General features: G+C 64.5%; 25 protein-coding genes. 12 read left to right on the top strand and 13 right to left on the bottom strand.

Annotated elements, in window-relative coordinates; all coding sequences use genetic code 11:
• Position 1: 1 nt before the first annotated feature.
• The 4 genes from J2W40_RS08465 to J2W40_RS08450 form a co-directional block, all read right to left on the bottom strand.
• Complete coding sequence (locus tag J2W40_RS08465) at positions 2–4,192, bottom strand: translocation/assembly module TamB domain-containing protein (protein WP_310223590.1); 4,191 nt, start codon at positions 4,190–4,192, stop codon at positions 2–4.
• Positions 4,192–6,183 carry a BamA/TamA family outer membrane protein gene (locus tag J2W40_RS08460; protein WP_476470234.1) on the bottom strand — a complete coding sequence of 664 codons (1,992 nt, stop codon included), beginning with the start codon at positions 6,181–6,183 and terminating at the stop codon, positions 4,192–4,194. Before J2W40_RS08460 ends, J2W40_RS08465 begins: the two co-directional genes overlap by 1 nt.
• Positions 6,184–6,371: 188 nt before the next feature.
• The gene (locus tag J2W40_RS08455; protein ID WP_310223586.1) at positions 6,372–6,851 is read right to left on the bottom strand and encodes a DUF1465 family protein; all 480 of its coding nucleotides are present in this window, start codon (positions 6,849–6,851) and stop codon (positions 6,372–6,374) included.
• Between the two features lie 110 nt (positions 6,852–6,961).
• Positions 6,962–7,141 (bottom strand): YdcH family protein, encoded by a 180-nt coding sequence (locus J2W40_RS08450; RefSeq protein WP_043151224.1) that lies wholly within the window; start codon positions 7,139–7,141, stop codon positions 6,962–6,964.
• A 188-nt stretch (positions 7,142–7,329) separates the two neighbouring features.
• Between J2W40_RS08450 and J2W40_RS08445 the strand changes: the two genes are divergently transcribed.
• Positions 7,330–7,488: a YdcH family protein gene (locus tag J2W40_RS08445; RefSeq protein WP_069064823.1), complete on the top strand. Its 159-nt coding sequence runs from the start codon at positions 7,330–7,332 to the stop codon at positions 7,486–7,488.
• A gap of 162 nt (positions 7,489–7,650) precedes the next feature.
• On the opposite strand, the gene J2W40_RS08440 is transcribed toward J2W40_RS08445, so the two are convergent.
• The 6 genes from J2W40_RS08440 to J2W40_RS08415 all read right to left on the bottom strand — a co-directional run bounded on the left by J2W40_RS08440 (position 7,651) and on the right by J2W40_RS08415 (position 10,484).
• Positions 7,651–8,019 (bottom strand): PilZ domain-containing protein, encoded by a 369-nt coding sequence (locus J2W40_RS08440; protein WP_310223928.1) that lies wholly within the window; start codon positions 8,017–8,019, stop codon positions 7,651–7,653.
• 66 nt (positions 8,020–8,085) lie between these two features.
• On the bottom strand, positions 8,086–8,550 hold the full coding sequence (gene dksA, locus J2W40_RS08435) for an RNA polymerase-binding protein DksA (protein ID WP_069064824.1): 465 nt from the start codon (positions 8,548–8,550) through the stop codon (positions 8,086–8,088).
• A gap of 294 nt (positions 8,551–8,844) precedes the next feature.
• Positions 8,845–9,000 (bottom strand): hypothetical protein, encoded by a 156-nt coding sequence (locus J2W40_RS08430; RefSeq protein WP_310223583.1) that lies wholly within the window; start codon positions 8,998–9,000, stop codon positions 8,845–8,847.
• Positions 9,001–9,087: 87 nt separating this feature from the next.
• On the bottom strand, positions 9,088–9,657 hold the full coding sequence (locus tag J2W40_RS08425; RefSeq protein WP_310223581.1) for a hypothetical protein: 570 nt from the start codon (positions 9,655–9,657) through the stop codon (positions 9,088–9,090).
• A gap of 6 nt (positions 9,658–9,663) precedes the next feature.
• Entirely contained in the window at positions 9,664–9,849 is a 186-nt protein-coding gene (locus J2W40_RS08420) for a hypothetical protein (RefSeq protein WP_310223578.1), read from the bottom strand.
• A 194-nt stretch (positions 9,850–10,043) separates the two neighbouring features.
• On the bottom strand, positions 10,044–10,484 hold the full coding sequence (locus tag J2W40_RS08415; protein ID WP_310223576.1) for a host attachment family protein: 441 nt from the start codon (positions 10,482–10,484) through the stop codon (positions 10,044–10,046).
• Positions 10,485–10,579: 95 nt separating this feature from the next.
• Here J2W40_RS08415 and serS point away from each other — a divergent pair, with 95 nt between their 5' ends.
• From serS to rimO, 5 genes are all read left to right on the top strand, one after another.
• Positions 10,580–11,860: a serine--tRNA ligase gene (gene serS / locus J2W40_RS08410; protein ID WP_310223574.1), complete on the top strand. Its 1,281-nt coding sequence runs from the start codon at positions 10,580–10,582 to the stop codon at positions 11,858–11,860.
• Between the two features lie 108 nt (positions 11,861–11,968).
• Positions 11,969–12,733: a 5'/3'-nucleotidase SurE gene (surE, locus tag J2W40_RS08405; protein ID WP_310223572.1), complete on the top strand. Its 765-nt coding sequence runs from the start codon at positions 11,969–11,971 to the stop codon at positions 12,731–12,733.
• A 47-nt stretch (positions 12,734–12,780) separates the two neighbouring features.
• Positions 12,781–13,812: a peptidoglycan DD-metalloendopeptidase family protein gene (locus J2W40_RS08400; protein WP_310223569.1), complete on the top strand. Its 1,032-nt coding sequence runs from the start codon at positions 12,781–12,783 to the stop codon at positions 13,810–13,812.
• Positions 13,813–13,877: 65 nt separating this feature from the next.
• Positions 13,878–14,855 (top strand): potassium channel family protein, encoded by a 978-nt coding sequence (locus J2W40_RS08395; protein WP_409050359.1) that lies wholly within the window; start codon positions 13,878–13,880, stop codon positions 14,853–14,855.
• Positions 14,856–14,901: 46 nt separating this feature from the next.
• Positions 14,902–16,284 (top strand): 30S ribosomal protein S12 methylthiotransferase RimO, encoded by a 1,383-nt coding sequence (rimO, locus tag J2W40_RS08390; protein ID WP_310223565.1) that lies wholly within the window; start codon positions 14,902–14,904, stop codon positions 16,282–16,284.
• Positions 16,285–16,384: 100 nt separating this feature from the next.
• Here the strand turns inward: rimO and J2W40_RS08385 are convergent, their stop codons facing one another.
• Both J2W40_RS08385 and J2W40_RS08380 read right to left on the bottom strand, forming a co-directional pair.
• Positions 16,385–17,212 carry a DUF4163 domain-containing protein gene (locus J2W40_RS08385; RefSeq protein ID WP_310223563.1) on the bottom strand — a complete coding sequence of 276 codons (828 nt, stop codon included), beginning with the start codon at positions 17,210–17,212 and terminating at the stop codon, positions 16,385–16,387.
• Complete coding sequence (locus J2W40_RS08380) at positions 17,212–17,412, bottom strand: hypothetical protein (protein ID WP_069064833.1); 201 nt, start codon at positions 17,410–17,412, stop codon at positions 17,212–17,214. The genes J2W40_RS08385 and J2W40_RS08380 overlap by 1 nt, the downstream gene beginning before the upstream one ends.
• Before the next feature lie 145 nt (positions 17,413–17,557).
• Here J2W40_RS08380 and J2W40_RS08375 point away from each other — a divergent pair, with 145 nt between their 5' ends.
• From J2W40_RS08375 to argC, 4 genes are read left to right on the top strand one after another with little or no spacing between them, the layout of a single operon-like run.
• Positions 17,558–18,955 (top strand): leucyl aminopeptidase family protein, encoded by a 1,398-nt coding sequence (locus J2W40_RS08375; protein ID WP_310223560.1) that lies wholly within the window; start codon positions 17,558–17,560, stop codon positions 18,953–18,955.
• Between the two features lie 59 nt (positions 18,956–19,014).
• Positions 19,015–19,422, top strand: coding sequence for a MarR family transcriptional regulator (locus J2W40_RS08370; protein ID WP_069064834.1), 408 nt, complete (start codon positions 19,015–19,017; stop codon positions 19,420–19,422).
• Positions 19,382–20,290, top strand: a complete 909-nt coding sequence (locus J2W40_RS08365) for a C40 family peptidase (RefSeq protein ID WP_310223557.1) — start codon at positions 19,382–19,384, stop codon at positions 20,288–20,290. The genes J2W40_RS08370 and J2W40_RS08365 overlap by 41 nt, the downstream gene beginning before the upstream one ends.
• Positions 20,287–21,231, top strand: a complete 945-nt coding sequence (argC, locus tag J2W40_RS08360; protein ID WP_310223555.1) for an N-acetyl-gamma-glutamyl-phosphate reductase — start codon at positions 20,287–20,289, stop codon at positions 21,229–21,231. The genes J2W40_RS08365 and argC overlap by 4 nt, the downstream gene beginning before the upstream one ends.
• 9 nt (positions 21,232–21,240) lie before the next feature.
• Here argC and J2W40_RS08355 read toward each other — a convergent pair whose 3' ends face one another.
• Entirely contained in the window at positions 21,241–21,450 is a 210-nt protein-coding gene (locus J2W40_RS08355) for a hypothetical protein (RefSeq protein WP_310223553.1), read from the bottom strand.
• A 230-nt stretch (positions 21,451–21,680) separates the two neighbouring features.
• Here J2W40_RS08355 and J2W40_RS08350 point away from each other — a divergent pair, with 230 nt between their 5' ends.
• Both J2W40_RS08350 and J2W40_RS08345 read left to right on the top strand, forming a co-directional pair.
• The gene (locus J2W40_RS08350) at positions 21,681–21,854 is read left to right on the top strand and encodes a hypothetical protein (RefSeq protein ID WP_310223551.1); all 174 of its coding nucleotides are present in this window, start codon (positions 21,681–21,683) and stop codon (positions 21,852–21,854) included.
• 51 nt (positions 21,855–21,905) lie between these two features.
• Positions 21,906–23,231 (top strand): PQQ-dependent sugar dehydrogenase, encoded by a 1,326-nt coding sequence (locus J2W40_RS08345; protein WP_310223549.1) that lies wholly within the window; start codon positions 21,906–21,908, stop codon positions 23,229–23,231.
• The last annotated feature ends 172 nt before the right edge of the window (positions 23,232–23,403 follow it).

The raw sequence follows: 23,403 nt of genomic DNA, 5'->3' as shown, positions 1-23,403 counted from the left end.
CTTAATAATCCCGCGACACGCGGACGTTGGCGCTCTGGCGGCCGAGCGTCGAGATGGCGCCGAGCAGCGACAGCCAGCGGGTGACCTGATATTCGATGCGGGTGGCGCTATAGCCCTGCCCGTCGGTGATCAACTCGACATAGGTTTTGCGGGTGAGATATTTGCCCGCGGCGATCGACGTCCCCTGCCCCTGGGTCGGATCTGCGGCGATGATGCGCAGTCGGTCCAGCCCCGCCGCCTTGCGCACGGCGTTGATCGGATCAAGCCCGCCGCCGCCCTGGAGCGAGCCGACAGCCGAAGCGAGTTGCAGCGCTTCGGGCGCGGACAGGTTGGTGATCGACGTACCGAACAGGATGCGCGAGAGCAGTTCGTCCTGCGGCAAAGCGGGGACGCTGTTGAAGGTGATGTCGGGTTTGAGGCCGGTGCCGCCGACATGGATGGTGGCGGTCAGGTCGCTGACATCGGCAACGGCGTCGATGTCGAGCGTCGGGTTGGTCGGCGTTTTGCCATCGAACTGGATGCGGCCTTCGCGCAGTTCGAAGCGGCGGCCGGCAAATTCATAATTGCCGCGCACCAGCTCGGCGCGCCCGGCGATCGCCGGGTTGGTGACGGTGCCGCCCAGGTCCAGGTCCGCGCGCCATTCGCTGTCGAGGCCGAGGCCCGTGACGGTCAGGCGGTTGCGTGCGCGCGCCTTGATCGCCAACGCCCAGGGGACGGTGGTGCGGACCGTTTCGATTTCCTCGCCGCGCCGGTTGATTTCAACGACGCGCAATTCGGGGATGGCGGCGACGGCGGCGGCGCGGCCCAGCGTGAAGCGGCTTTTGTTGAGGATGACATCGCCGCCGATCGTCCCGCCCGTGCCATCGGATCGCAGGGTGATGGGGCCAGTCATGGTCGCGGCAATGTCATCGCGTTCCAGCAGCGCGGCATTGTCCGCCTGCATCGCCAGGTCCATGTCGACGCCCGCTATGCCGTTGAAGGTGAAGCGGCCGGTGCCGCTGACCGATCCGCCATTTTGCGACGCAGCGGCGAAGCTGGAAATGACGAGTTGCGCGCCGGAGAAGCGGCCGCGCGCCTTGACCTTGGCCAGCCGCATGCCCGTAACCGGGCTGTTGATCGTGCTATTGTCGGTGGCGAAGGTGCCGGTGATGCGGGGATCGCCCAGCGTCCCGCGCATGTCGGCGGAGACGTTGACCGGCCCGCCCATGTCGACAATCTCCATCCCGGTCAGCCGCCACAGCGTATCGGCCGCGCCGCTATAGCGTAGCTGCGCGAACAGGGGTGCGGCGTTCAGCCGTTCGACCAGATTGCCGGTGCGGCCAAGCGGGGTAAGCAGCGCTTGGCCCCGGCCGATCGTCTTGCCATCGGCGACGAACACCATGCGGGTCGCAAGACGATCCGCCCCCAGCGCCGCGTTGACGCCGACATCGACCGGGCGCGAGCTGAGCGACAGGCCGGAGCGTGACAGGCCACGCAGGCGCAGTTCCGCCGTGCCGGTGGGCAGGCCGCCGCGCGGTTGCGCATAGCTTAGCGAGCCGGTAGCGATGCCGCCCAGCCCCAGATTGTCATAGGCAATGTCGAGCAGGCCGAGCGGCAGCTTGTCCATGCGCGCTTCGATATGGTTGGCGGTCGCGCCCAGTTCGCCCGACAATTGCAGCGACCCGCCCGCATAGCTGATCGTCGCGGGCGATAGGCGCCAGCCATCGTCGGTGCGGGTCAGCAACGCCGCGCGGGTCAGCCGGATCGGGCGCTTGTCGATGGTGCCGCCAGCGGTGACGCGGATGCGGTCGGCATCGACCTGCGCCTCCCCCTGCAAGTCGAACAGGCGGCCGCGCTGGCCCGACAGGCTGCCGCGGATCGTGCCGCGCCCATCGACCAGATCGGCATTGGCGGCGAAACGGCCCAGCAGCGCGCCGCCGACGCGCAGCCCGCGCGCCTGCGCCGTCGCCTTGAGCGTGGTGCCCGACGGATCGAGCAGGATCGTCGCGTCGAGCGTGCCGCGCCGGACGGTGATGATCGTCGGCCCTTCGAAACTCGCATCATTGGCGGTCAGTTTGAGCTGGACCTGCTGGATGTCGCCCACCGGCTTGAAGCCGACATAGCCGGTGACGGGACCGCTGACAGCCAATTGGCCATCGAGCCCGCCGGTGACCGGGCGGATGTCGCCGCTGGCGGTGACGCCCGACACGGCGAGATTGGCGACGCGCACCACCGCCTGCCCGCCCTGGGGCAGCAGGATGACGCCGCGCCCGGTGAAGGGTCCGAGCGTCGATCCGCCCTCCGCCGTATAGCTATAGCCATTGGCGTCGGGGATGAGGTGGGCGTGGACATCGCGCAGGCCGAGCGCATCCATCGGCCGGGCGAGCATCAGGTCGATCGTCGGCCGTTCGATATTGCCGTCGAGCGTCAGAGTGAGCGGGCCATATTGATCATGCTGCCCCTGGCCCTCCAGATGCAGCGTGCCGTCGCGGAAGCGCACGCCATTGCCCGCAAGCGTCAGCAGCGGCGAGGTGAGGCGCATATTGGTCAGCGCCAGCGTGCCATCCGGGCGCAGCGTCAGGTCGCTGCGTGCCGTGGGCAGCCCGCCGCCCAATGTGCGCAGGAAATCATTGTCCAGCCGCCGCACCCGCGCCGCCGCACTGCCACTGAGGCCAAAGCCGCCATCGGCGCGCGGCATGGCGCGCAATTTGGAGGTGACATCGACCACCCCGAAGCCGCGGATCGCGAGGCCGACGATCTGACCATCCAGGCCCATGTCATAACGGCCTGTCTTGAGATTGGCGAGGACGGTCAGCTTGCCGCGCAGCTTGTCGGAGCGCAGGTCCATCGGGTTGCTGACGATCTGCTGCCCGTTGAGTTGCAGCACGCCGTCGAGCGCGAAATTGCGCACGATGCCTTCGACCAGATCGCCCTGCCCGTCCAGGCGGCGCGCGCGCAGGCGCAGCGGGATCAAGGTCGGGCCCGACCCGACCGTGCGGCCCCTGCCCTCGGCGCGCACGTCGCTGATGCGGGCCTTGTCGAACGTCAGTTCGCGCGCGGTGAGGAGATATTCATAGCCAAGCTGCGACAACGGGCCATCGAGGCGGATCTTGGCAACGACATCGCGCCCGCGCATCGTCTTGAGCAAGGCTTCGGGGCGGGCAAGTGTGAGGTCGAGCCGCATATTGTCGAGCGCATTGTTGCGCAGGTCGATCGCGCCGTCAGCGCTGAGGTCGATCGCGGCGGAGCGGAGCGATGCCGTGCCGTCGATCACCCGGTCGACCAGGGTGCCATTGGCGCGCACGGTCAGGCGGGGGGATGAGAGGCGCTGGATCAGGCTGCCCCCGGCGATGGCCGACCCCTCGACCGTGCCGCGCGCCGAATAGGCGCCGCTGCGCGCAGCGAGGACGAAATCGGCGGCGGGGGCAGCGTCCAGCGTGGCGGACAGGCGACCGTCCCACTGAGTCCAGCTGCCCTTGCCACCGATACGCAGATTGCCATCCTGTGTGAGGCCTGCCATCGTCGCCAGCACGCCGCCCTTGGGCGCGTTGACGGTGACGTCGAGGCGGAAGCGATCATCGTCGGGGCGGCTGTCGAGCGCGATGCTGAGCGCGTCGCGGCCATCGAGGGTGCGCGCCGCAATGTCGATGATCGCGCGGCCGCCGCGAATATCGGCGTCGCCCGCGATCGTCGCGATCTGGGCGCGGCCCGTGACGCCGGGCGCGATCGCCAACTGGCCGACCGAAAATTGCATCAGGCGAATATCGAAGCCGGGCAGGATCGGTCCCTGCCGCTGGGTCGGGTTGAGTTTCGGCAATTTGTGCAGGGTCGCGCGCGGGATCACCAGCCGGTCGATGTCGAGCCGGTTGGACAGCCAGGCGAAGGGCCACCATTCCAGTTCGACCCTGGGCGCATCGAAGAAGCGGCCATTGGGGTCGGACAGGACCAGGTCATGCAGCACTGCCTTGCGATAGATGCTGCCGTCGATCCGGCCGACGCTGATCTGCAGGCCTGACTGGGACTTGATGGTCGCGATGCGCGACACGAGGAAGCGATGCCCCGACCCGGTATCGAGCCAGGCGAGCGATCCCGCCACGATCAGCAGCAGCGCCGCGAGCAGCCCCGCGACCCAGCGTTGCCAGCGCCCGTCCCAGGCGCGGCGGCGGATCGGCGCGGCGGTGATGGGGATGGGGGTGGGGTCTTCGTCCGTCATCAGAAGGCCTGACCGAGCGAGACATAGACGGCAATCTTGGGATCGCCCGATTGCGGATTGATCGGCGTGCCGACATCGACGCGGATCGGGCCGAAATTGCTGTAATAGCGCAGGCCAAGGCCGGTACCGATGCGCAGGTCGCGGAAGCGCGGCAAGAAGCTCGTCGAAATATTACCCGCGTCGATGAACGGCACGACGCCGAAATTGCCGAAGCGCACCCGCGCCTCCAGCGAAAATTCCGCGAGGCTCTTGCCGCCCACGGGATTGTCATCCTCGCCGAAGCGCGGGCCGATCGCCTGATAGCCATAGCCGCGCACCGATGCGCCGCCGCCCGCGTAGAAACGGCGCGATGGCGCGATCTGTTCGACGGTCGAGCCAAGGATACTGCCAAAGCGGGCGCGCGCGGCGACCACCAGCTTTTCGCCCATCGGCTGATAGAGGCTGCCGTCGAGCTGCACCTTGGCATAGCCGAAGGTTTCGTTTTGAAAGGAGAGTTCGGGGCTGATCCGGCCGCCGAGGCGGAAGCCTTTGGTCGGGTTGAGCAGGTCGTCGCTGCCGTCATAGGTGAGACTGAGCGGCACCGCGCCGATGAGGAAGGTGCGGCGTGAACCGCCGGAAAAGGCATCGGCTTCGTCCGATGCGATCAGTTCCGCGCCGACGCGCCAGACCCAGTCCTTTTGGAACAGGATGTTGGTGGTCCGCTCCAGTGCCCCAGAGAGCGTGATGGTCCGCGCATCAAAGGCTTCGCGCCGGATGTTGCTGACCGACAGCAGGCCGGTCAGCACATTGTCGCGGCGGCGGAAATTATTGCGGCGATAGGTGAAGGAGGCGGTCTGTTCCTGCGTGCCGACGACCCCGCGCACCGTCACCGCGCCTTCGGGCGGGAAGAAATTGCGATGCTGCCAGCTGACTTCGGCGCGATAGCCTTCGCCCGTGCCATAGCCCAGTTCGCCTGCGATGGTGCGCAACGGTGCGGGGCGGACGTCGATCGCCAGATCGACATGCTCGCCATCGCCCGCATCGGTCGGCTTCAACGTCACCGATGACACAAGGCCGGTCGCGACGATGGCGCGGCGCAGATCCTCCACATCGGAGGCCATATAGGGATCGCCCGGATCGAAGCGGGCGATATTCTGGACATGGCGGGCGCTGAACAATTCCGCATTGCTCAGGCGGATCGCGCCGAAGGTGCGATAGCCGCCGGGCGTGACGATGAGGTCGAGGTCGCCCTGCCGTTCCTCATGGTCGATCCGCACTTCAGGTTCGTCCACCTTGGCGAAGGGGTAGCCGCTTTCCAATAGAGCCGTGGCAAGTGCGTCGCGGCCTTCAAGGATTTGGTCCGCGTCCACCGGGTCGCCGACTTTCGGAGAGAAGGCGGCCCGCAGTGCGGGTTCGCGTGAGCCGGTTTCGGCCATGCCCGCGACATCCACAGAAGCGAGCAGATATTGCGTCCCCGGTATGATCGTGAAGCGCACCGCGAGGCGGTCGCTCCCCGCAGGCGGCGCGGATACCGCACCCCGAATACGCGCAGCATAATAGCCTTTTGCACGCAGCAGCCGGTCGAGAAGATCACTATCTTCCTTGATACGACGATTAATCTGGGCGAGGTTCGCTGCCTTATTCTCTCCTTGGCGCAGAGCTGACAATTCATCGAACCGCAGTTTGAACTGGGCGTCGGCAATGGTGTCGAGACCATTCAATGCCACCGTGTAGCGGCGTTCCGCGCCAATGTCGGCAAAGGTAGCAACACCTTCGTCAGCCTCGGAGTCCGGCGTGACGACTGGCATTGGCATGTCCGACGTGGCGGTTTCCACGTCTGCGTCATCATCCGTCAGCGGCACGACCGTATCGGCCTGACCCAAGTCTGGCCAGTCCAGCCCTATGTCGGGCATCGCGTCGAGTTGCGTATCGATTTCCGCCATCGCGTCTTCAGGGGCTGAACTCGACTGTTGCGCGTCCTGTGCTCTCGCGACGCACGGAGCCGCGAGCAACAGTGGCACAAGGAAGAGCCGGGCGGCTTGCGGGCGGCCAACAAAGCGGCATCGGGTCCGCAAACCATGGGTCATGACGCTGGTCTAGACCAAATGCTGGTACCAACGCCAGTGGCATAACGTCGATCAATCAGGGTTTCGTCGCGATTTGACGTTTAGCCGGAAGTCGTAATAGCGGAACGCCGGTCTCAAAATGCCGTGTGAAGGCGATCCAGCAAGGCCCGCGCAGGATTGTTTTCCGACATGGCAGAAGGGCCGACCATGCGATCCAGACGATCCTGCAACCGTGCTACCCGGTCGTAAAGATCATGACTCGCCTCTATCAGCGCGCGAGCAGCGAAGGGAAAGCTGGCAATGAGCAGCGGATCGCTTTCACTGGCCCGACCCAGCCGATATTTATCATCGCACAGATCAGTATCGCCTATCTCACCGCGTTGCCAGGCACGCTGGCTAAGTAGCCAAGCAATAATGTGCATCAACCGGGTAGTGACCTTGAGCGATTCGCAGGCAAAGGCAACGCGGCGGAGTGGGTCATCCATACCCTCTCCCCGTACGTCGCTGCCATCAAAATAGGATCGAGCCTCGTCAGCCATCAGCATGGCCTCAAGATAGAGCCCGTCCACGAGGCCACGATGCAGACCGCGATCAAGAGAAATTGTGCTGGGCATTGGCGATCACTGACATGAATCTGCAACCTTGTCAGGCCCGACCTTGCGTCAGGATCAGCATCCTGTCCCATTTATGATCGGTTAGCGCAGCGCTAACCAGATTTGCCGGGTCAGGCGATGATGTCGGGCACCAGTTCGTCTTCCAGTTGGGCGATTTCGTCGCGCAGCCGCAGCTTGCGCTTTTTCAGCCGGGCGATCTGCATCTGGTCGCCGCCGCCGCTATCGACCAGCGCGGCGATGGCCGTGTCGAGATCGCGATGCTCCACCCGCAACAGTTCCAGTCGGCGCATGATGTCTTCCCGGCTCACGGCGCTCCCTTGCATCCAAAACGTGGCAGATGGTGGACTGATAGCGGGGCGAGCCCATGCGGGCCATCGCAAATTTTCGCGCGACCATCGCAAAGCCCGAATCGACGCGAGACAAGCCACGCGAATCATGATTTACTTCTACGTCCATCACCCCTCGTAAGGAGAATGTCATGGAGAACAGCCATATTTCCGCTCTTTCGGCAAAGCATGCCGGCCTTGATGCCCGAATCAAGGCCGAAACGAGTCGGCCCATGCCCGACGCCACGTTGGTGGCTTCGCTCAAAAAGCAGAAATTGCGGCTGAAGGAGGAGATGTCGGCCAAGCATTAAGCCGCATCTTCGCCAGGGAGGAGGTCAGGATCCGGCAGCGTCCGACTGCCGATCCGACCTCACCCCAGGCCACAGACCCCATGAAGCAAAAAGCCCCGCATCCTTGAGGATGATCGGGGCTATTTTATGCGATTGGGAGGCGCGCCGTGGGGCGCGTGGACTTCAACGGCGCAGCAGCGGGTTGGTGCGCAGATAGTCGGGCATCTGCTGTTGCGAGGAACCGGTCGATACCGGCTTGCGCGCGAGTTGCGGGTCGATCGGCGCATCGAAGGCGATGCCGATCTTGTCGTCGCGCGACCAGGCGACCACGCCGCTGACCTTGCCAACGCCGCGCAATTCAAATTCGACCCTGGCATCTGCGGGTATCGCACGCTCGCAATCGGCCATCAGGCCAGTGGCGGAGAGATTGCGGATGCGGGCCTTGCCCAGCGGCGCGCCTTCGGGCGTGGCAAAGCTGGTGAGCAGGAACAGGCTGTCGCGCGGCGCGGTGCGTGCCGGTCCCCGATCAGCGATATTCCGGTCTTCGTCCATCATCCAACCTGCGCGTAAAATTTCAGTAGAATGGCAATGATTTACGCGCGAGGGATGGAAAAACCGTTAATCGTCGCGGGAAATCTTTTCGTGGCGTTCATGCCGTTCCTGCGCTTCGACCGTCATCGTGGCGATCGGCCGGGCTTCCAGGCGGCCCAGCGAGATCGGTTCGCCCGTGACTTCGCAGTAACCATATTCGCCATCGTCGATCCGGCGGAGCGCCGCTTCGATCTTCGAAATAAGCTTGCGCTGGCGATCGCGCGTGCGCAATTCGATCGACCAGTCGGTCTCGCTCGATGCGCGGTCGTTGAGGTCGGGTTCGCGGAGCGGTTCGTTCTGCAGAACGGCGAGCGTCCCTTCGGAATCAGCCAAAATCTGCTTCTTCCAGCTCCACAGCCGCTGGCGGAAATATTCCAGCTGCAGCGGATTCATAAACTCTTCGTCAGGCGAAGGACGATAGTCGGCGGGAAGCGTTACAGTCGATTTGGGCGGTTTTTCACCGTCTTTATCGGAATTTAGGACCGATGCCATGTGGCTCTCCGACTCGCAAGGCCCCGGCGTTTCAACGACCGGTCGCCCGTGATAATGCATTGGGGGCGCTCATAGCCATCGGCTGGCAGCGACACAAGCGGCCATTCCAGAGACTCGCATGCGGGAGAGCGGATTTTTGCGCAGAGGCGGACGCAGGGCGTTGCCTGCTCCCTCTTTACCCATCCCCCAAACGCCGTTCCATAGTGGGACGTTAACCATATCACTTCGTAAAAATATGGATTACCGCTCGACAGGCGGCTGCTATTGAGGGTTAACGCCGTTGCAGTTAACGCTTTATTTTGCGTTGATGCGGATAGGGAATACCCGCCAGCCTGTTTTCCGGATTTGCCGGTAGCGGGCGGCAAGGTAACATAAAAGAAGAGTGGAACCTATGTCGGTACGGATGGCATTGGCTAAATTATGCGCCTGCACCTGCGGCGGCGCGATCATTGGCGGCGGTGCCGTCCATGTGGCCGAAAGCGCGCGCCCGGCAGTGGTCCATAGCTCCAAAAGCACCAAGGCTGCACCCAAGAAGCGCTATGCCGTGCGGACGGTGAAGCGCAAGGTGGTGAAGACCGCCATGACCTGCGCGCCCCAGACGGTGACCGTCACCAGCCAGCAGGCGCCCATCCCCCTTCCCGCTCCCATCCCGATGGCACCGGCGGAAATGCCGATGATGTCGGGCGGCGGCGGTGCCGTGCCGATCGTCATGGGCGGCGGCGGCGGATTTGGCGGCGGCGGCTTCATGGGCGGCTTCTTCGGTGGCGGCGGTGGCGGCAGCGGCGGGGGTTCGGTCGTGATCTCCTCGACCAGCAGCTCGACCGGCGGCATCAGCAGCTCGACCAGTTCGACGACCGGCGGCGTGTCCACGTCCACCGGCGGCGTTTCGACCTCCACAGGCGGCGTGTCCACATCGACCGGGGGCGTTTCGACCTCGACCGGGGGCGTTTCGACATCCAGCGGCAATGTGTCCACATCGAGCGGCAACGTCTCGACATCGTCGGGCGTCAGCAGCAGCTCGTCCTCGTCCAGTTCCAGCTCGTCGTCCTCTTCGTCCAGCTCCTCCTCCAGCAGTTCGGGTGGATCGAGCGGCGGCAAGCCCGACAAGCCGGATCATCCCGGTTCGACGGGCGGCAGCAGTGGCAGCAGCGGGTCTTCGAGCAGCTCCTCGTCGGGCAGTTCATCCTCGTCGTCAGGTGGCTCGTCCAGCTTCGGCAGCACCGGCAGCACGTCGTCCTCGACCTCATCGAGCAGCGCGTCGTCGAGCAGTTCCTCGTCCAGCGGCGGTTCGAGCAGCACGGGCGGCACCGATGTCCCCGCCCCGCCGATGGTGCTGCTGTTCGGCGCGGCCGCCGTGGCGCTGGTCGCCCGTCGCCGCTTTGCCGATCGCAAGGCGCAGGCTGCCGCCTGACGCTTTCAACATAGGTCATAAAGAAAGGGCGGCTTCCGGTATCGGAGGCCGCCCTTTTCGTTTGTGCTTTGTCAGCGCGGGATCAATTGTCGGCGATGATCTTTTCGATGTCGGCGATCGGATGGTTGACCAGATCCTTGGCAATCTCGCCGGCCAAGCGGTCCTGCACTTCCTTGTGATAATGTTTGCGCATTTCGCCCAGCGTGCCGGGCGGTGCGACGATGATCAGCTTTTCATAGTCGTTGGCAAAGGCGCGATGCTTGAGGATGTCGGCGGCCTGCGCGGCGAACCGGTCTTCCTCCAGATCGTGGAAATTGGTTTCCGACATGGCGCTGCGATGACCGCCAACCGAATTGAAGGCGCGGCCGGGCATGTCGGTGCCCTGGTCGCGATCGGCGGGGTTATCCTGCTTTTCGACTTGTTCCGTTTCCAGATTGGGGATGGCGGCATCACCCTTGTTACGGAAAAACAACATCTTGCGGCCATCGGCTACCAGCACAAGTGCGCCTGGATCTATTTGCATCGCCTTTTCCTTCTCTCTTTTTCAGGGGATAGACCTGTAACGGATGACAGCGCGCAGGGTTGCGTGGCCGATCGCAGGGCGGCATAGGACTGGCCATGCACGACATCCGTTTCATCCGCGAAAATCCCGCCGCTTTCGACGCTGGCCTTGCCCGGCGCGGGCTGGCGCCCCTGTCCGCCGAAATCTTGGCGCTCGACGAGCAGAGCCGGGCGATCAAGACCCAGTTGCAGGTCGGGCAAGCCCGCCGCAACGAGGCGAGCAAGCTGATCGGCCAGGCCATGGCGGCTGGCGATAAGGACAAGGCCGAGGCGCTGAAAGCCGAAGTGGCCAAGCTCAAAGAAGATATGATGTGGCTTGAGGTAGATGAGCAGACTCACAGCGAAACATTACAAGACAGACTGGCGGCAATCCCCAACCTGCCCGCCGACGATGTGCCGGAGGGGGCGGATGAGGACGCCAATGTCGAGGTAAGTCGCTGGGGCACGCCGCGCGCCTTTGACTTTGCGCCGCAGGACCATGCCGATTTCGGCCCGGCGCTAGGGCTAGATTTCGAGGGCGGTGCGAAACTGTCCGGCGCGCGCTTCACCGCGCTGCGCGGGCAGATGGCGCGGCTGCACCGGGCGCTGGCGCAGTTCATGCTCGACACGCAGACCGGTGTGAACGGCTATGAGGAAACCAACCCGCCATTGCTGGTGCGGGATGAAGCGCTGTTTGGCACCGGGCAATTGCCGAAATTCGCCGAAGACCTGTTCCGCACCACGGATGGCCGCTGGCTGATCCCGACTGCCGAAGTGTCGCTCACCAATCTGGTCGCCGACCAGATCGTGCCGCTGGCCGAACTGCCGGTGCGGCTGACCGCGCTGACCCCCTGTTTCCGGTCCGAAGCCGGGTCGGCGGGGCGCGATACGCGCGGGTTTATCCGCCAGCATCAGTTCGAGAAGGTCGAACTGGTCACCATCTGCGCGCCCGACGAGTCGCAAGCCGAGCATGCGCGTATGTGCGCGGCGGCGGAAGGGATATTGCAGGCGCTTGCCCTGCCCTATCGCAAGATGCTGCTCTGCACCGGCGACATGGGCTTTGGCGCGCGCAAGACATGGGATCTGGAGGTGTGGCTACCGAGCCAGCAGACCTATCGCGAGATCAGTTCCGTCTCCAACTGCGGCGACTTCCAGGCGCGGCGCATGAACGCGCGCTACAGGCCGGAGGGGGAGAAGCAGACGCGCTTCCTGCATACGCTGAACGGATCGGGGCTGGCGGTCGGGCGGACGCTGGTCGCGGTGCTGGAAAATTATCAGCAGGCCGATGGCAGCGTGATCGTGCCGGAGGTGTTGGTGCCTTATATGGGTGGGGTGACGGTGTTGGAGCCGAAGTCCTAGCCGTTCGCCCTGAGCGAAGTCGAAGGGCTTTGCCGAGCGCAAGCGAGGCTGGCTTCGCTTCGCTCAGCAGAAGGCTTCGACAAGCTCAGCCCGAACGGAGTGTTTTTGATGCGTATCCTGCTGACCAATGACGATGGCGTGCATGCGCCCGGCCTCAAGGTGTTGGAGGCGATTGCGCGGACATTGTCCGACGATATCTGGATCGTCGCGCCGAGCGAGGAGCAGTCGGGGGCCGGGCATAGCCTGACGCTGACCCGACCGCTGCGCATCCGCCAACATGGCGAGCGCCATTATAGCGTCACCGGCACCCCGACCGACGCGGTGATGATGGCGGTGGGGCATTTGATGAAGGATGCCAAGCCGGACCTCATCCTCTCCGGCGTCAATCGCGGCGCTAATCTGGCCGAGGATGTGACCTATTCGGGCACGGTCGCCGCCGCGATGGAGGGGACGATTTCGGGCATACGGTCCATCGCGCTGAGCCAGGTCTATGCGCGGGCGGGGATGGGCGACGATGTGCCGTTCGCCGCGGCGCAGGCCTGGGGCGAGAAGGTGCTGCGCCCGCTGATCGCGCTGCCCGTGACCCCGCGCATGTTGTTCAACGTCAATTTCCCGGCGATAGACCCCGACGCGATCAAAGGCATCCGCGTGGTGCGGCAGGGCTTCCACGATGTTGATCGCACCAAGATCGTCGAAGGCACCGACCCGCGCGGCTATCGCTACTTCTGGTTCTCGCTGGGCAGCAGCGATGCGGTGCCCGAAGGCAGCGACCTGGCGGCGATCGCGGAGGGCTATATCACGGTCACGCCGCTGCATTATGACCTGACGCAGGACAGCGCCATGGCGGTGACGGCGGCTGCCTTTTCCGCCTGACAGCGCAGGGGGTGGCAAGTTCGCACTATTGCGATAGACAGGCGTCGATGTCTCGCGCGCGCTTACCTTTTGTCCTCTTGCTGCTGAGCGGCTGCATCCCGACCGAAAGCACCCGCACGGGTGGCGACACGCCGCCGCCGCGACTGGACGCCGATGCCTCCACAGTGGAACTGGTCGAACCCGAACCGGTATGGACCGCGCAGCAGGTGGTCGCCAATGCGCAGACGGTCACGGCATCGCGCTATGTCGTGCAGCCCGGCGATACGCTACGCGGCATCGGCAACCGCACCGGCGCGGGGTCGGAAATGATCGCGCGCGTCAATGGGCTGACGCCGCCCTTCGCCCTGCGCGCGGGACAGGCCTTGTCCATTCCCGGCGGCCGCTATCATCTGGTAGCTGAGGGCGAGACGGGGATCGCGATCGCGGCTGCCTATGGCGTGCCATGGCGCCAGATCGTCGCGGTCAACGGGTTGGAGGAGCCCTATACGCTGCGGCGCGGACGCCGCCTGCTGCTGCCCGGCAATACGCCGGTGCGTGCGCCCGACCTGGAACAGCGCGCCGCTGCGTTTCGCATCGACATTGACGACGTGCTGACCGGGGGGCAGCCTGCGGCGGCCGAGAATGCGCCGGTGGCGGTAGCGTCCGCCGCGCCCCGCCCGCTGCCGAGCAATGTGCCGATCGCCCAGCCGAGCCGCCTGACCGGCCGGTTCGCCTGGCCGGTCAAGGGCACCATCGTCTCGCGCTTTGGTCCCGGCGCGAGTGGTGCGAAAAATAACGGCATCGACATCGGCGTACCCGAAGGCACCCCGATCAAGGCCAGTGCCGATGGCGTGGTCGCCTATGCCGGGGACCAGGTGGCTGTGTTCGGCGGGCTGGTGCTGATCAACCATGGTAGCGGCTGGGTCAGCGCCTATGGGCATGCCAGCCGCGTCGATGTGGTGCGCGGGCAGAAGGTGACGCGGGGCCAGGTGATCGGCCTGACCGGCGACACCGGCTATGCCAGCCAGCCCAAGCTGCATTTCGAACTGCGCAAAGACCGGGTGCCGGTGAACCCCGTCACCCAGTTGCCGACGCCATGAGGATAGACAAGCCATTTTCAACGAACAGCACGGCCGGTTTCCTGCGGCGCCGATCGTCTATGCCGATGTGGGTGGACCTGAGTTGGCGCGTGGGGCTCGTATTCGGGCTGATCGCGCTGGTGTTGCTGTTGCACTGGGTCGGGCGGGACGGGCTCAAGGATAATCTCGACGATCACATCAGCTTCATCGATGTGCTCTATTTCACAACGGTCACCGTGACCACGGTGGGCTATGGCGATATCGTGCCGGTCACGCCGGAAGCGCGCCTGTTCGAAGCGCTGTTCGTCACGCCGATCCGACTGTTCGTCTGGCTGATCTTTCTTGGCACGGCCTATAGTCTTTTTCTCCGCAACATCCTTCATAGGTGGCGTATGGCGCGTATTCAGGCCGATCTGCACAATCATATCATCGTCACGGGTTTCGGCACCAGCGGACAGGAAGCAGTGCATGAGCTGTTGGCGCGCGGCACCGACCCGCGCGAGATCGTGGTGATCGATGGCAGCGAAAAAGCGCTGGAGTTGGCCGAGTCGCGCGGCTGCAACGTCCTGTGCGGCGATTCGACCCGTGACCGGACATTGAAGGATGTGGCGATCCACCGGGCGCGCAGCATGATCGTGTCGGCCGGGCGCGACGATACCTCCATCCTGATCACGCTGACCGCGCGGCACCTGGCCCCGCGCCTGCCAATCAGCATCGTGGTGCGTAACGAGGATAATGAGTTGCCCGCGCGTCAGGCCGGCGCGACGACGGTAATCAATCCGGTGAGCTTTGCCGGCCTCCTGCTGGCGGGCAGCACTGGCGGCCAGCATATTGCCGATTATATGGCGGATCTTGCCGCGTCTGGCGGGCGCGTGAAGCTGAATGAACGAGCGGTTTTGCCGGAGGAAATCGGCCAGCCGCTGGCGGCGATCACCACCGGGCTTGGTGTGCGCATCTATCGCGACGATCGGCCGGTCGGCTTCTGGGAGCCGGAGGCGAAGAGCCTTCAGAGCGGCGATGTCATCATCGAGATTGCGGAAGGCAATGGCCCGCGCATCGCGTAAACCCGCGGGCTGACCGCAGCGCGTGACATTGGGCGCGAAAATCCCTATGTGCGCGGCAATCATGGCAACCAAATTTCCTGACGCGCCGAAGATCGGCATGGTTTCGCTCGGCTGTCCGAAAAACCTGGTGGACTCCGAACGCATCCTCACCAAGCTGCGATCGGACGGCTACCAGATGTCTGCGGATTATGCCGGGGCCGACGTTGTGCTGGTCAACACCTGCGGCTTTCTCGATTCGGCGAAGGAAGAATCGCTGGAGGCGATCGGCGAGGCGATGGCCGAAAATGGCCGCGTCATCGTCACCGGCTGCATGGGCGACGAGGCGGAGTTGATCCGCGCGAAATTCCCGCAGGTGCTGGCCGTCACCGGGGCGCATCAATATGAGCAGGTCGTCAATGCGGTGCATGACGCATCGCCCCCGATCCCCAACGCCTTTGTCGACCTGGTGCCCGAAGGTGGCCTCAAACTGACGCCGCGCCATTACAGCTATTTGAAGATTTCCGAAGGCTGCAACCATCGCTGCTCCTTCTGCATCATCCCCTCGATCCGGGGCGACCTGGTATCGCGGCGCATCGACGCGGTGCTGCGCGAGGCGGAAAAATTGGTGTCGGCGGGGACCAAGGAATTGCTGGTCATCAGCCAGGACACATCGGCCTATGGTGTCGACACCCGGCATGAGCCGCGCCAGTGGAAGGGCCGCGAGGTGCGCGCGCACATGACAGACATGGCGCGCGAACTGGGGCAATTGCGGGACGCGGACGGTAAAGCCCCCTGGGTGCGGCTGCACTATGTCTATCCCTACCCCCATGTCGATCAGGTCATTCCGTTGATGGCGCAGGGGCTGCTGACGCCCTATCTCGACATTCCGTTCCAACACGCATCGCCGTCGGTGCTGAAAGCCATGAAGCGCCCGGCCAATGAAGCCAAGGTGCTGGACCGCATTCATAAATGGCGCGCCATCTGCCCCGACATCACGATCCGGTCGAGCTTCGTCGTGGGCTTTCCCGGCGAGACGGAAGCCGACTTCCAATATCTGCTCGATTGGCTGGACGAAGCGCAACTCGACCGCGTCGGCGCGTTTCGCTTCGAACCGGTCGAGGGGGCTGCGGCCAACGCCCTGCCCGGCGCGGTGCCGGAGGCGGTCAAGGAAGAACGCTATCAGCGGATCATGGAAAAGACCGCCGCGATCAGCGCCGCCAAGCTCGCGGCCAAGGTCGGGCGCGTGCTGCCGGTGATCGTCGATGAAGTCGGCGAGCCGGACGAGGAGGATGGCTCCATCGGCGCGACTGCCCGGTCACAGGCGGATGCGCCAGAAATCGACGGCAATGTGTTTTTGCGCGATGTCGGCGAAGGGCGGAAGGCTGGCGATATTTTCGACGTGCTGATCGAGGATGCCGACGAGCATGATCTTTATGGCGTGCCGGTTTAGATCATGAACGCTCGTCATCCCGGCGAAAGCCGGGATCTCGCTTCTTCTGTGGTGGTAGAAGGAAGATAGAGAGATCCCAGCTTTCGCTGGGATGACGGGGCTATTTTACCGCCACGAACGCATCCCGATAGTCCGGCTTGATCGCATTCCGCATCGCCGCGTCCACCGACAACCCGACCTCATAGCTGCCCTCGGCATAGGGACCGGCGCTATAGGGGCCGACCACCACGGTCAGGCCGTCGATCAGCTTGCCGTCCTTCGATGTCGGCACCAGCACCTGTTCCATCGGGTCGATACATTGGGTGAAGTCATCATCGCCGCGCACGACGGGCGCGCCGCGTTTTTCGGCGCGTTGCTGGTCGAGTATGGCGCAGAAGCGGTCGCGGATCGCGGTGGAGAAGGCCGCGGGTGAGGTCATCAGCGCCTTGACACTGCTTTCCTGTTTGCGCGCCTTGTCCCACAGTACCGCATCATAGCCGGTCATCCCATGCGCGCCGCCGGTATAGACATAGGTTTGCGATTGGAGCGCGAGGAAGCGGGGCGTGTCGGCCGCGACGCTCCATTGTGTTTCCAGGCTGTGCGGGCGGAAGGGATAGCCGGACCCTTTTGCGGCTGCGCTGTCTTCCTTCGCCATTTTCAGTGCGTCGGCCTTGGTCGCAGCCATGTCACGCGCGAACTTGTCGACCAGTGCGGGGACGGCGGCGGCCTCCGCGGGATAGGCATAGGCGAATTCGAGGCCACCCGCCGTTTCCTTCACCGCAAAGGGCTTGGACGGCGGCGCGGGGGGCGGCGTGCCCGCCATGCGATCGGCATAGCGGGCGGCCGCTTCATTCTCGGCAGCATTGCCGACGGGGGCGTCGGACGACGGGGCGCAGGCTGCAACCAGCAACACCGCGATCAGGCCGCTTGGTGCGTGCGCCCGCCGCATCAATGCGCCTGCGCCATGCGGCAGCGTTCGCCGACCGCCTTGCGGGCATATTCGCTGTCGAGCGCCTGGGCGGCATTGGGCCAGCCCTCGGCGATCAGCGCCTGTTCGACTGCGCGGATATTTTCGAAATGTCCTGTTTCCGCGAGCGTGTAGGCGCGCGCGCGAAGGGCCTGTAGGCCACGATCGTCTGCATGAAGCATCGTCACTCTCCTTGGCTGTGGTTATGGCTTCGAAACTAGGCGCGCGCGCGCGATAGTGCAAAGGAAGAAAGGGCCGACCGTGCGGCAGGGGCGACGAATAAATTACGCCTTCCCTTGGCTCGACGCTTTCCCTTACATGCCTGCCATGACCGATTTTGCCGACATGATCAAAGCCGACACGGGCCAGCCCGCCCATCCGATCCATCTGGTCGAGGCCAAGGCGCTGGACACTTGGCTGGCGAGCCGCCCGGAACAGCGTCGCGCGCTGCTGGCGGCGCAGAAATTCCGGGCCAAGCCAAATGAGACGGCGATCCTGCCGGGCGAGCGGGACGGCGACTGGATGGTCGTTGCCGGGGTGGCGGACAAGGCGGCGCTTGGCCCCTGGTGCCTGGCGCGCCTGGCTGAGACGTTGCCCGAAGGGCGCTATCGCCTGGCGGAAGGATCACCCGGTGCGGCGATGCTGGGATGGATGCTGGGGCAGCATCGGTTCGACCGTTATCGCCGCGAGGATGTTCCGGTGGGACCGCGCCAATTGCTGACCAGCGACGTTGCGCGGATTGATCCCGCGGTCGATCTGGCGCGGGCGGTCGCGCTGGTGCGGGACTTGGTGAATACGCCCGCCGCCGATATGGGCCCGGCCGAACTGGAAGCGGCGACGGAAGCGGTCGCAAAGCCCTTTGGCGCGACCGTGGAGGTAACGCGCGGCGACGCGCTGGCGCATGGCTATCCGATGATCCACGCCGTTGGGCGGGCCGCCGACCGGCACTTCGCGCCGCGCCTCATTGAACTCAACTGGGGCGATCCGGCCGCGCCGCGCATCGCCATCGTCGGCAAGGGCATCAGCTTCGACAGCGGTGGCCTCGACATCAAGCCGTCTTCAGGCATGCGCCTGATGAAGAAGGATATGGGCGGGGCGGCGCATGCGCTGGCGCTGGCGCAGCTCATCATGGCGGCGCGGCTGCCCGTGCGGTTGCACCTGCTGATCCCGGCGGCGGAAAATGCGATCAGCGGCAATGCGTTCCGCCCCGGTGATGTGCTGCGTAGCCGCAAGGGGCTGACCGTCGAGATCGGCAATACCGATGCCGAAGGGCGGCTGGTGCTGGGCGATGCGCTGGCCCGCGCGGGCGAGGAGAAACCCGAACTGATCGTCGATTTCGCTACGCTGACCGGCGCAGCGCGAGTCGCGGTCGGACCGGACCTGCCCGCCCTGTTCGCCAATGACGACCGACTGGCCGCCGACATGGCGCAGGCGGGAACGGACGTGGATGATCCGACCTGGCGGCTGCCCTTGTGGGAGGGTTATGCCGACATGCTGAAGTCCGACATCGCCGATATCAATAATGCGGGCGAAGGCGGCTTTGCAGGCGCGATCACCGCCGCTTTGTTCCTGCAGCGCTTCGTGCCGGAAGAAACGCCCTGGCTGCATCTCGACACCTTTGCCTGGCGGCCATCGACCAAGCCGGGTCGTCCCAAAGGCGGCGAGGCGCTGGGGCTGCGCGCCGCGTTCAAGCTGTTACAGCAGCGTTACCAGCCCGCTAAGTAAAGCGTCACATTCCGCAGGACCGTTACGCAACCCGATTGGGCATCGTGCGTTAAGCCCGCATGAACGTCCACACAGCACAAGATCAGGTTGCCGCCATTGAACGCCCCGGAGTTCAGCCGCTTCGCCAATGGATGCGGACGCTGGTGGATTATGTAAGGTCGGGCAAACCCGACCTCACCAACCGGCAGATGGCGTTGATGATGACCGTCTATATCGGTGCCGGGCCGCATACGGTGCGTGGCCTTGCCGAAGCGCTGCATGTGTCGAAGCCCGTCATCACCCGCGCGCTGAACAAATTATCGGCGCTGGGCTATCTTCGCCGCGAGCGCGATGTGGCCGATCGGCGCAATATTTTCATCACCCGGACCCCCAAGGGGGCGGAATTCCTTGACGCCTTTCATCATTTCATCGCAGGAACCGCGCGCGATGATAGGCACGACAACAGCAAAGCGGAACGCACCGCCTGAAAGAAGCCGGTTCAAGCTGGATGGCCGTTCGGTCGCGCTTGACCGCCGTATCCACGCCGCGCGCGGCGACTTGGCCGACCTGGCGCTGGCGGGCATTCTTTTTTCCGCCCATTATGCGCGCGCGGTGCCCTTTACCTGCGTGATGCCGGGCACGCCGATCCTGTCGGCCCCCTCCCCCAGCGCCGAAGCCGTGACCGAATTGTTGCGCGGCGAGACATTTCATGCGCTCGACGTGATGACCGACTGGGCGTGGGGCTTTTGCGGCCATGACGGCTATGTCGGCTATATCCGGCGCGAGGCGCTGGACGTCGCCGAAACGGTGACGCATCGCATCACCGCGCACACCGCGCCGCTGTTTCGCAAGCCCGACATCAAGGCGCAGGTGTTGGACTATTGGCCGATGGGCGCGCAGTTTACCGGCGAAGTCGAAGGGGCGTTCGTCAGTTGCGCCGAAGGCTATGTGCATGTTCGCCATGCCAAAGCGATCAGCGAAGCGGACAGCGATTGGGTCGCGGTTGCCGAAGCCTATCTCGGCCAGCCCTATGTCTGGGGCGGGCGCGGTCATCGCGGGATCGACTGTTCGGGGCTGGTGCAGGCGGCGCTTGGCCAATGCGGCATCGCCGTGCCGCGCGACACCGACCTGCAATGCGAGGGCATCGGGCTGCCGATCGAAAGCGACGCGGCGTTGCGGCGGGGCGACCTGATTTTCTTTCCGGGCCATGTCGGCATCATGACCGATGGCAAGACGCTGCTGCACGCCAACGCGCATTGGATGGCGGTGGTCAAGGAGCCGCTGGCCGATGTCGTCGCGCGATTGGCCGACGACCATGCCCAACCCATTATCGCACGGCGGAGGATCGGCGCATGAGCCACACAATCTTCATCGACGGCGGCGTCGGCACGACCGGTATCGAAATCGGCGACCGGCTGGCGGGACGCCCCGAATTGTCGCTGATCACGCTGGACGAGAAGGACCGCAAGGATGCGGCAGCGCGGCGCGATGCGCTGAACGCTGCCGATATCGTCATCCTGTGCCTGCCCGACGATGCCGCGCGCGAGGCCGTGGCGTTGATCGACAATGATCATACGCGGGTGATCGATGCATCGACGGCGCATCGCGTGGCGGACGGGTGGACCTATGGCTTTCCCGAACTGGAGCCGGGCCATCGCGAGAAGCTGGCGGCCTCGCGCTTCGTCGCCAATCCGGGTTGCTGGCCAACCGGTTTCTTGGCACTCGTCCGCCCGCTGACGCTCGCAGGGCTGGTGCCAGCCGACTGGCCGGTGACGGTGTCGGGCGCGTCGGGCTATTCGGGCGGCGGCAAGGCGATGATCGCTGAATATGAGGGCGCGGACGGCGCGCCGACCGCATTCCGCGCCTATGGGCTTGGCCTTGGCCACAAGCATGTGCCGGAAATGACCCGCTATTCGGGGCTGGTGCATCCTCCGCTGTTCGCACCGGCCGTCGCCAATGGCTATCGCGGCATGGTGGTGGAAGTGCCGCTGCAACTGCGCGCCATGCCGGGTGCGCCGTCGCTTGGAGACGTCCATGCCGCTCTGGCGGACGCCTATGCCGGGTCACCGCTGGTCAGCGTTGCCTCTCTGGCGGAGAGCGCTGCGATGGGGCAAGTGCAGTTGGAGCATGTCGGCGCGACCGACCGGCTGGCGCTGTTCGTGTTCGGCAACGCCGACAGTGGTCAGGCGCGGCTGGTGGCGGCGCTCGACAATCTGGGCAAGGGCGCGGCCGGCGCGGCGGTGCAGAATCTCAACATATTGGCGGGCCTGTCCGAAATAGCGGGCTTGCGCCTCTAACGTCGCCGGTCAGTGAATGGTGCCGACCGGCTGGTCATCCGCCAGCAGGATGATCAGGCGCTCGATCTGACGCCAGTGGCAAAAATGGATGTGATTGCCAAGGTCCAGGCTGCGGTCGGCGCGGGCGGCGGCTTCATAGCCCGCATCGGCACCGAATATCGCCATCAGCTCGGTCGCGTCGTCATAGCTCTTTCGATCCGAAAGATATGGTAGCTGCATGATGATCCCCCGACGATTATAGCAATAGGCTGGTCGGGCAAGTGCTTCAATTGCCGTGCCATTTCCCCGCTTTGGCATGGGAGGCGGGTTAGCAGCGTGAACGATCCGTTAGCCAAGTCCTATCGCGGGACATATTGCCCCATGCTGGCACGGCCTGTCCCGAAACAGTCCGACGGGATCGCGGATCAAAGCCGCTGGTATTGGCCGCCCTGCCGTGGCAAGGGCGGGGCATGACGAAGCGCAAGAAAGACCCCACCGGCGCGGGCGCCATCATCGCTTTCCTGATCCTGGGCGGCGCGATCACCGGCGGCATGATGGGACAACCCAGCATCGGCCTGCTGTCCGGCCTGGCGCTCGGTATCTTCATCGCCCTGCTGCTTTGGCTGCGCGAACGCGGCAAATAAGCCCGTCCATCCGCCTTGCCCGGCGCGGCACGGCGACATAGATGGGTAGGCATGAACAAGCATGTCATTGCCCTACCCCTCATCGCCATTGCTGTAGCTGGTGGCGCGTTCCTGTATCTGGCGCAGGGAGACAAAGCCAAATTGCCGCCCGGCGCGGATATGGGGCGCGAGCCGGTTTTCACGACACCGCGCAGCGAAACGATCCCGACAATCAACATCGCCAAGGTGAAACCGTGGGCAGGCAGTGAGCAACCTGTTCCGGCCGCTGGACTGGCGGTGACGCGCTTCGCCGATGGCCTGGCGCATCCGCGTTCCATGTTGCAGCTACCCAATGGCGACATATTGGTGGCTGAAACCAACAGCCCACCCCGCCCCAAAGACGGCATCGTTCAGCGGGTCATGAATTATCTGATGGCGAAGGCTGGCGCGGGCGACCCGTCAGCCAACCGCATCACCCTGTTGCGCGACGCCGATGGCGATGGTCGCGCGGAAACGAAGACGGCGTTCCTGACCGGGCTGAACTCGCCCTATGGCATGGCGCTCGTTGATGACACGCTCTATGTCGCCAATACCGACGCATTGATGGCTTTTCCCTACAAGCCGGGCGACCTCAAGATCAGTGTGGCTGGCCGCAAGATTCTGAACCTGCCCGCGCAAGCCCCCAATATGCACTGGACCCGCAGCTTGACAGTTGGCCCCGACGGACTGATCTATGTCGGTGTCGGTTCCAACAGCAATATCGGCGAAAACGGCATGGATACCGAAACCAACCGGGCTGCCGTGCTGGAGGTCGATCCCAAGGATGGCAGCTATCGCATCTTCGCATCGGGCCTGCGCAATCCCGTCGGACTCGCCTTCGAGCCGGATAGCGGTGCCCTATGGGGTGTGGTCAACGAACGCGATATGCTGGGCGCGGATCTCGTCCCCGACTATCTGACGCGGGTGGAATTTGGCGGCTTCTATGGCTGGCCGTGGAATTATTGGGGCGGGTATGAAGATCGGCGGGTGCAGCCGCAGCGCCCGGAATTGCGGGAATATACCAAGCGGCCCGACTATGCCCTGGGCAATCACGTCGCGCCGCTGGGCCTGACCTTCGCGGACAAGGTGACGCTGGGCGCACCTTACACCAAGGGAGCGTTTGTCGGCTTGCATGGCAGTTGGAACCGCAAGCCGGCTGCGGGATACAAAGTCGTGTTCGTGGGCTTTGCCGATGGCGAAGCGGGCAAGGCCAAGCCAGTCGATGTGCTGACCGGATTTCTGGATGCCGATGGCAATGCTCGTGGCCGTCCGGTCGACGTAACCGCCGACGCCAAGGGCGCGCTGCTGGTCAGCGACGATGTCGGCGGCGTGGTGTGGCGGGTGACGAAGGCGCAGTAGCGCTAGACGGTAAGTCCGTGGCACCCCAGCAGTCGTTAAGATGGACCGCCCTGCACGGTTCCGCATCCTCCCCTTGTAGGGCAGGGCTATCGCATATGACCAAGCATTGAGAGAAGGAATGCATCGTTCCACCCTGCTCGTTTGATTTTGCCTTTGATTGATCCCTTGTCCG

This window comes from Sphingobium xenophagum (assembly GCF_031457465.1).
Lineage (GTDB): Bacteria > Pseudomonadota > Alphaproteobacteria > Sphingomonadales > Sphingomonadaceae > Sphingobium > Sphingobium xenophagum_A.
The sequence above is the reverse complement of the archived record's forward strand: the minus strand, read 5'-3'. Positions and strand labels throughout refer to the sequence as shown.

Excerpts from the sequence above, each read along its gene's own strand:
- J2W40_RS08430 (WP_310223583.1), bottom strand. The coding sequence starts at position 9,000 with ATGATCGCGCCGCCGCAGGTGCAGGCGCATAATTTAGCCAATGCCATC.
- J2W40_RS08400 (WP_310223569.1), top strand. The coding sequence starts at position 12,781 with ATGTCTCGCGCGCGCTTACCTTTTGTCCTCTTGCTGCTGAGCGGCTGC.
- J2W40_RS08370 (WP_069064834.1), top strand. The coding sequence starts at position 19,015 with ATGAACGTCCACACAGCACAAGATCAGGTTGCCGCCATTGAACGCCCC.
- argC (WP_310223555.1), top strand. The coding sequence starts at position 20,287 with ATGAGCCACACAATCTTCATCGACGGCGGCGTCGGCACGACCGGTATC.
- J2W40_RS08365 (WP_310223557.1), top strand. The coding sequence starts at position 19,382 with ATGATAGGCACGACAACAGCAAAGCGGAACGCACCGCCTGAAAGAAGC.
- J2W40_RS08380 (WP_069064833.1), bottom strand. The coding sequence starts at position 17,412 with ATGCTTCATGCAGACGATCGTGGCCTACAGGCCCTTCGCGCGCGCGCC.
- dksA (WP_069064824.1), bottom strand. The coding sequence starts at position 8,550 with ATGGCATCGGTCCTAAATTCCGATAAAGACGGTGAAAAACCGCCCAAA.
- J2W40_RS08355 (WP_310223553.1), bottom strand. The coding sequence starts at position 21,450 with ATGCAGCTACCATATCTTTCGGATCGAAAGAGCTATGACGACGCGACC.
- J2W40_RS08385 (WP_310223563.1), bottom strand. The coding sequence starts at position 17,212 with ATGCGGCGGGCGCACGCACCAAGCGGCCTGATCGCGGTGTTGCTGGTT.
- surE (WP_310223572.1), top strand. The coding sequence starts at position 11,969 with ATGCGTATCCTGCTGACCAATGACGATGGCGTGCATGCGCCCGGCCTC.
- serS (WP_310223574.1), top strand. The coding sequence starts at position 10,580 with ATGCACGACATCCGTTTCATCCGCGAAAATCCCGCCGCTTTCGACGCT.
- J2W40_RS08375 (WP_310223560.1), top strand. The coding sequence starts at position 17,558 with ATGACCGATTTTGCCGACATGATCAAAGCCGACACGGGCCAGCCCGCC.
- J2W40_RS08445 (WP_069064823.1), top strand. The coding sequence starts at position 7,330 with ATGGAGAACAGCCATATTTCCGCTCTTTCGGCAAAGCATGCCGGCCTT.
- J2W40_RS08440 (WP_310223928.1), bottom strand. The coding sequence starts at position 8,019 with ATGGACGAAGACCGGAATATCGCTGATCGGGGACCGGCACGCACCGCG.
- J2W40_RS08450 (WP_043151224.1), bottom strand. The coding sequence starts at position 7,141 with ATGCGCCGACTGGAACTGTTGCGGGTGGAGCATCGCGATCTCGACACG.
- J2W40_RS08455 (WP_310223586.1), bottom strand. The coding sequence starts at position 6,851 with ATGCCCAGCACAATTTCTCTTGATCGCGGTCTGCATCGTGGCCTCGTG.
- rimO (WP_310223565.1), top strand. The coding sequence starts at position 14,902 with ATGTGCGCGGCAATCATGGCAACCAAATTTCCTGACGCGCCGAAGATC.
- J2W40_RS08415 (WP_310223576.1), bottom strand. The coding sequence starts at position 10,484 with ATGCAAATAGATCCAGGCGCACTTGTGCTGGTAGCCGATGGCCGCAAG.
- J2W40_RS08345 (WP_310223549.1), top strand. The coding sequence starts at position 21,906 with ATGAACAAGCATGTCATTGCCCTACCCCTCATCGCCATTGCTGTAGCT.
- J2W40_RS08465 (WP_310223590.1), bottom strand. The coding sequence starts at position 4,192 with ATGACGGACGAAGACCCCACCCCCATCCCCATCACCGCCGCGCCGATC.
- J2W40_RS08395 (WP_409050359.1), top strand. The coding sequence starts at position 13,878 with ATGTGGGTGGACCTGAGTTGGCGCGTGGGGCTCGTATTCGGGCTGATC.
- J2W40_RS08350 (WP_310223551.1), top strand. The coding sequence starts at position 21,681 with ATGACGAAGCGCAAGAAAGACCCCACCGGCGCGGGCGCCATCATCGCT.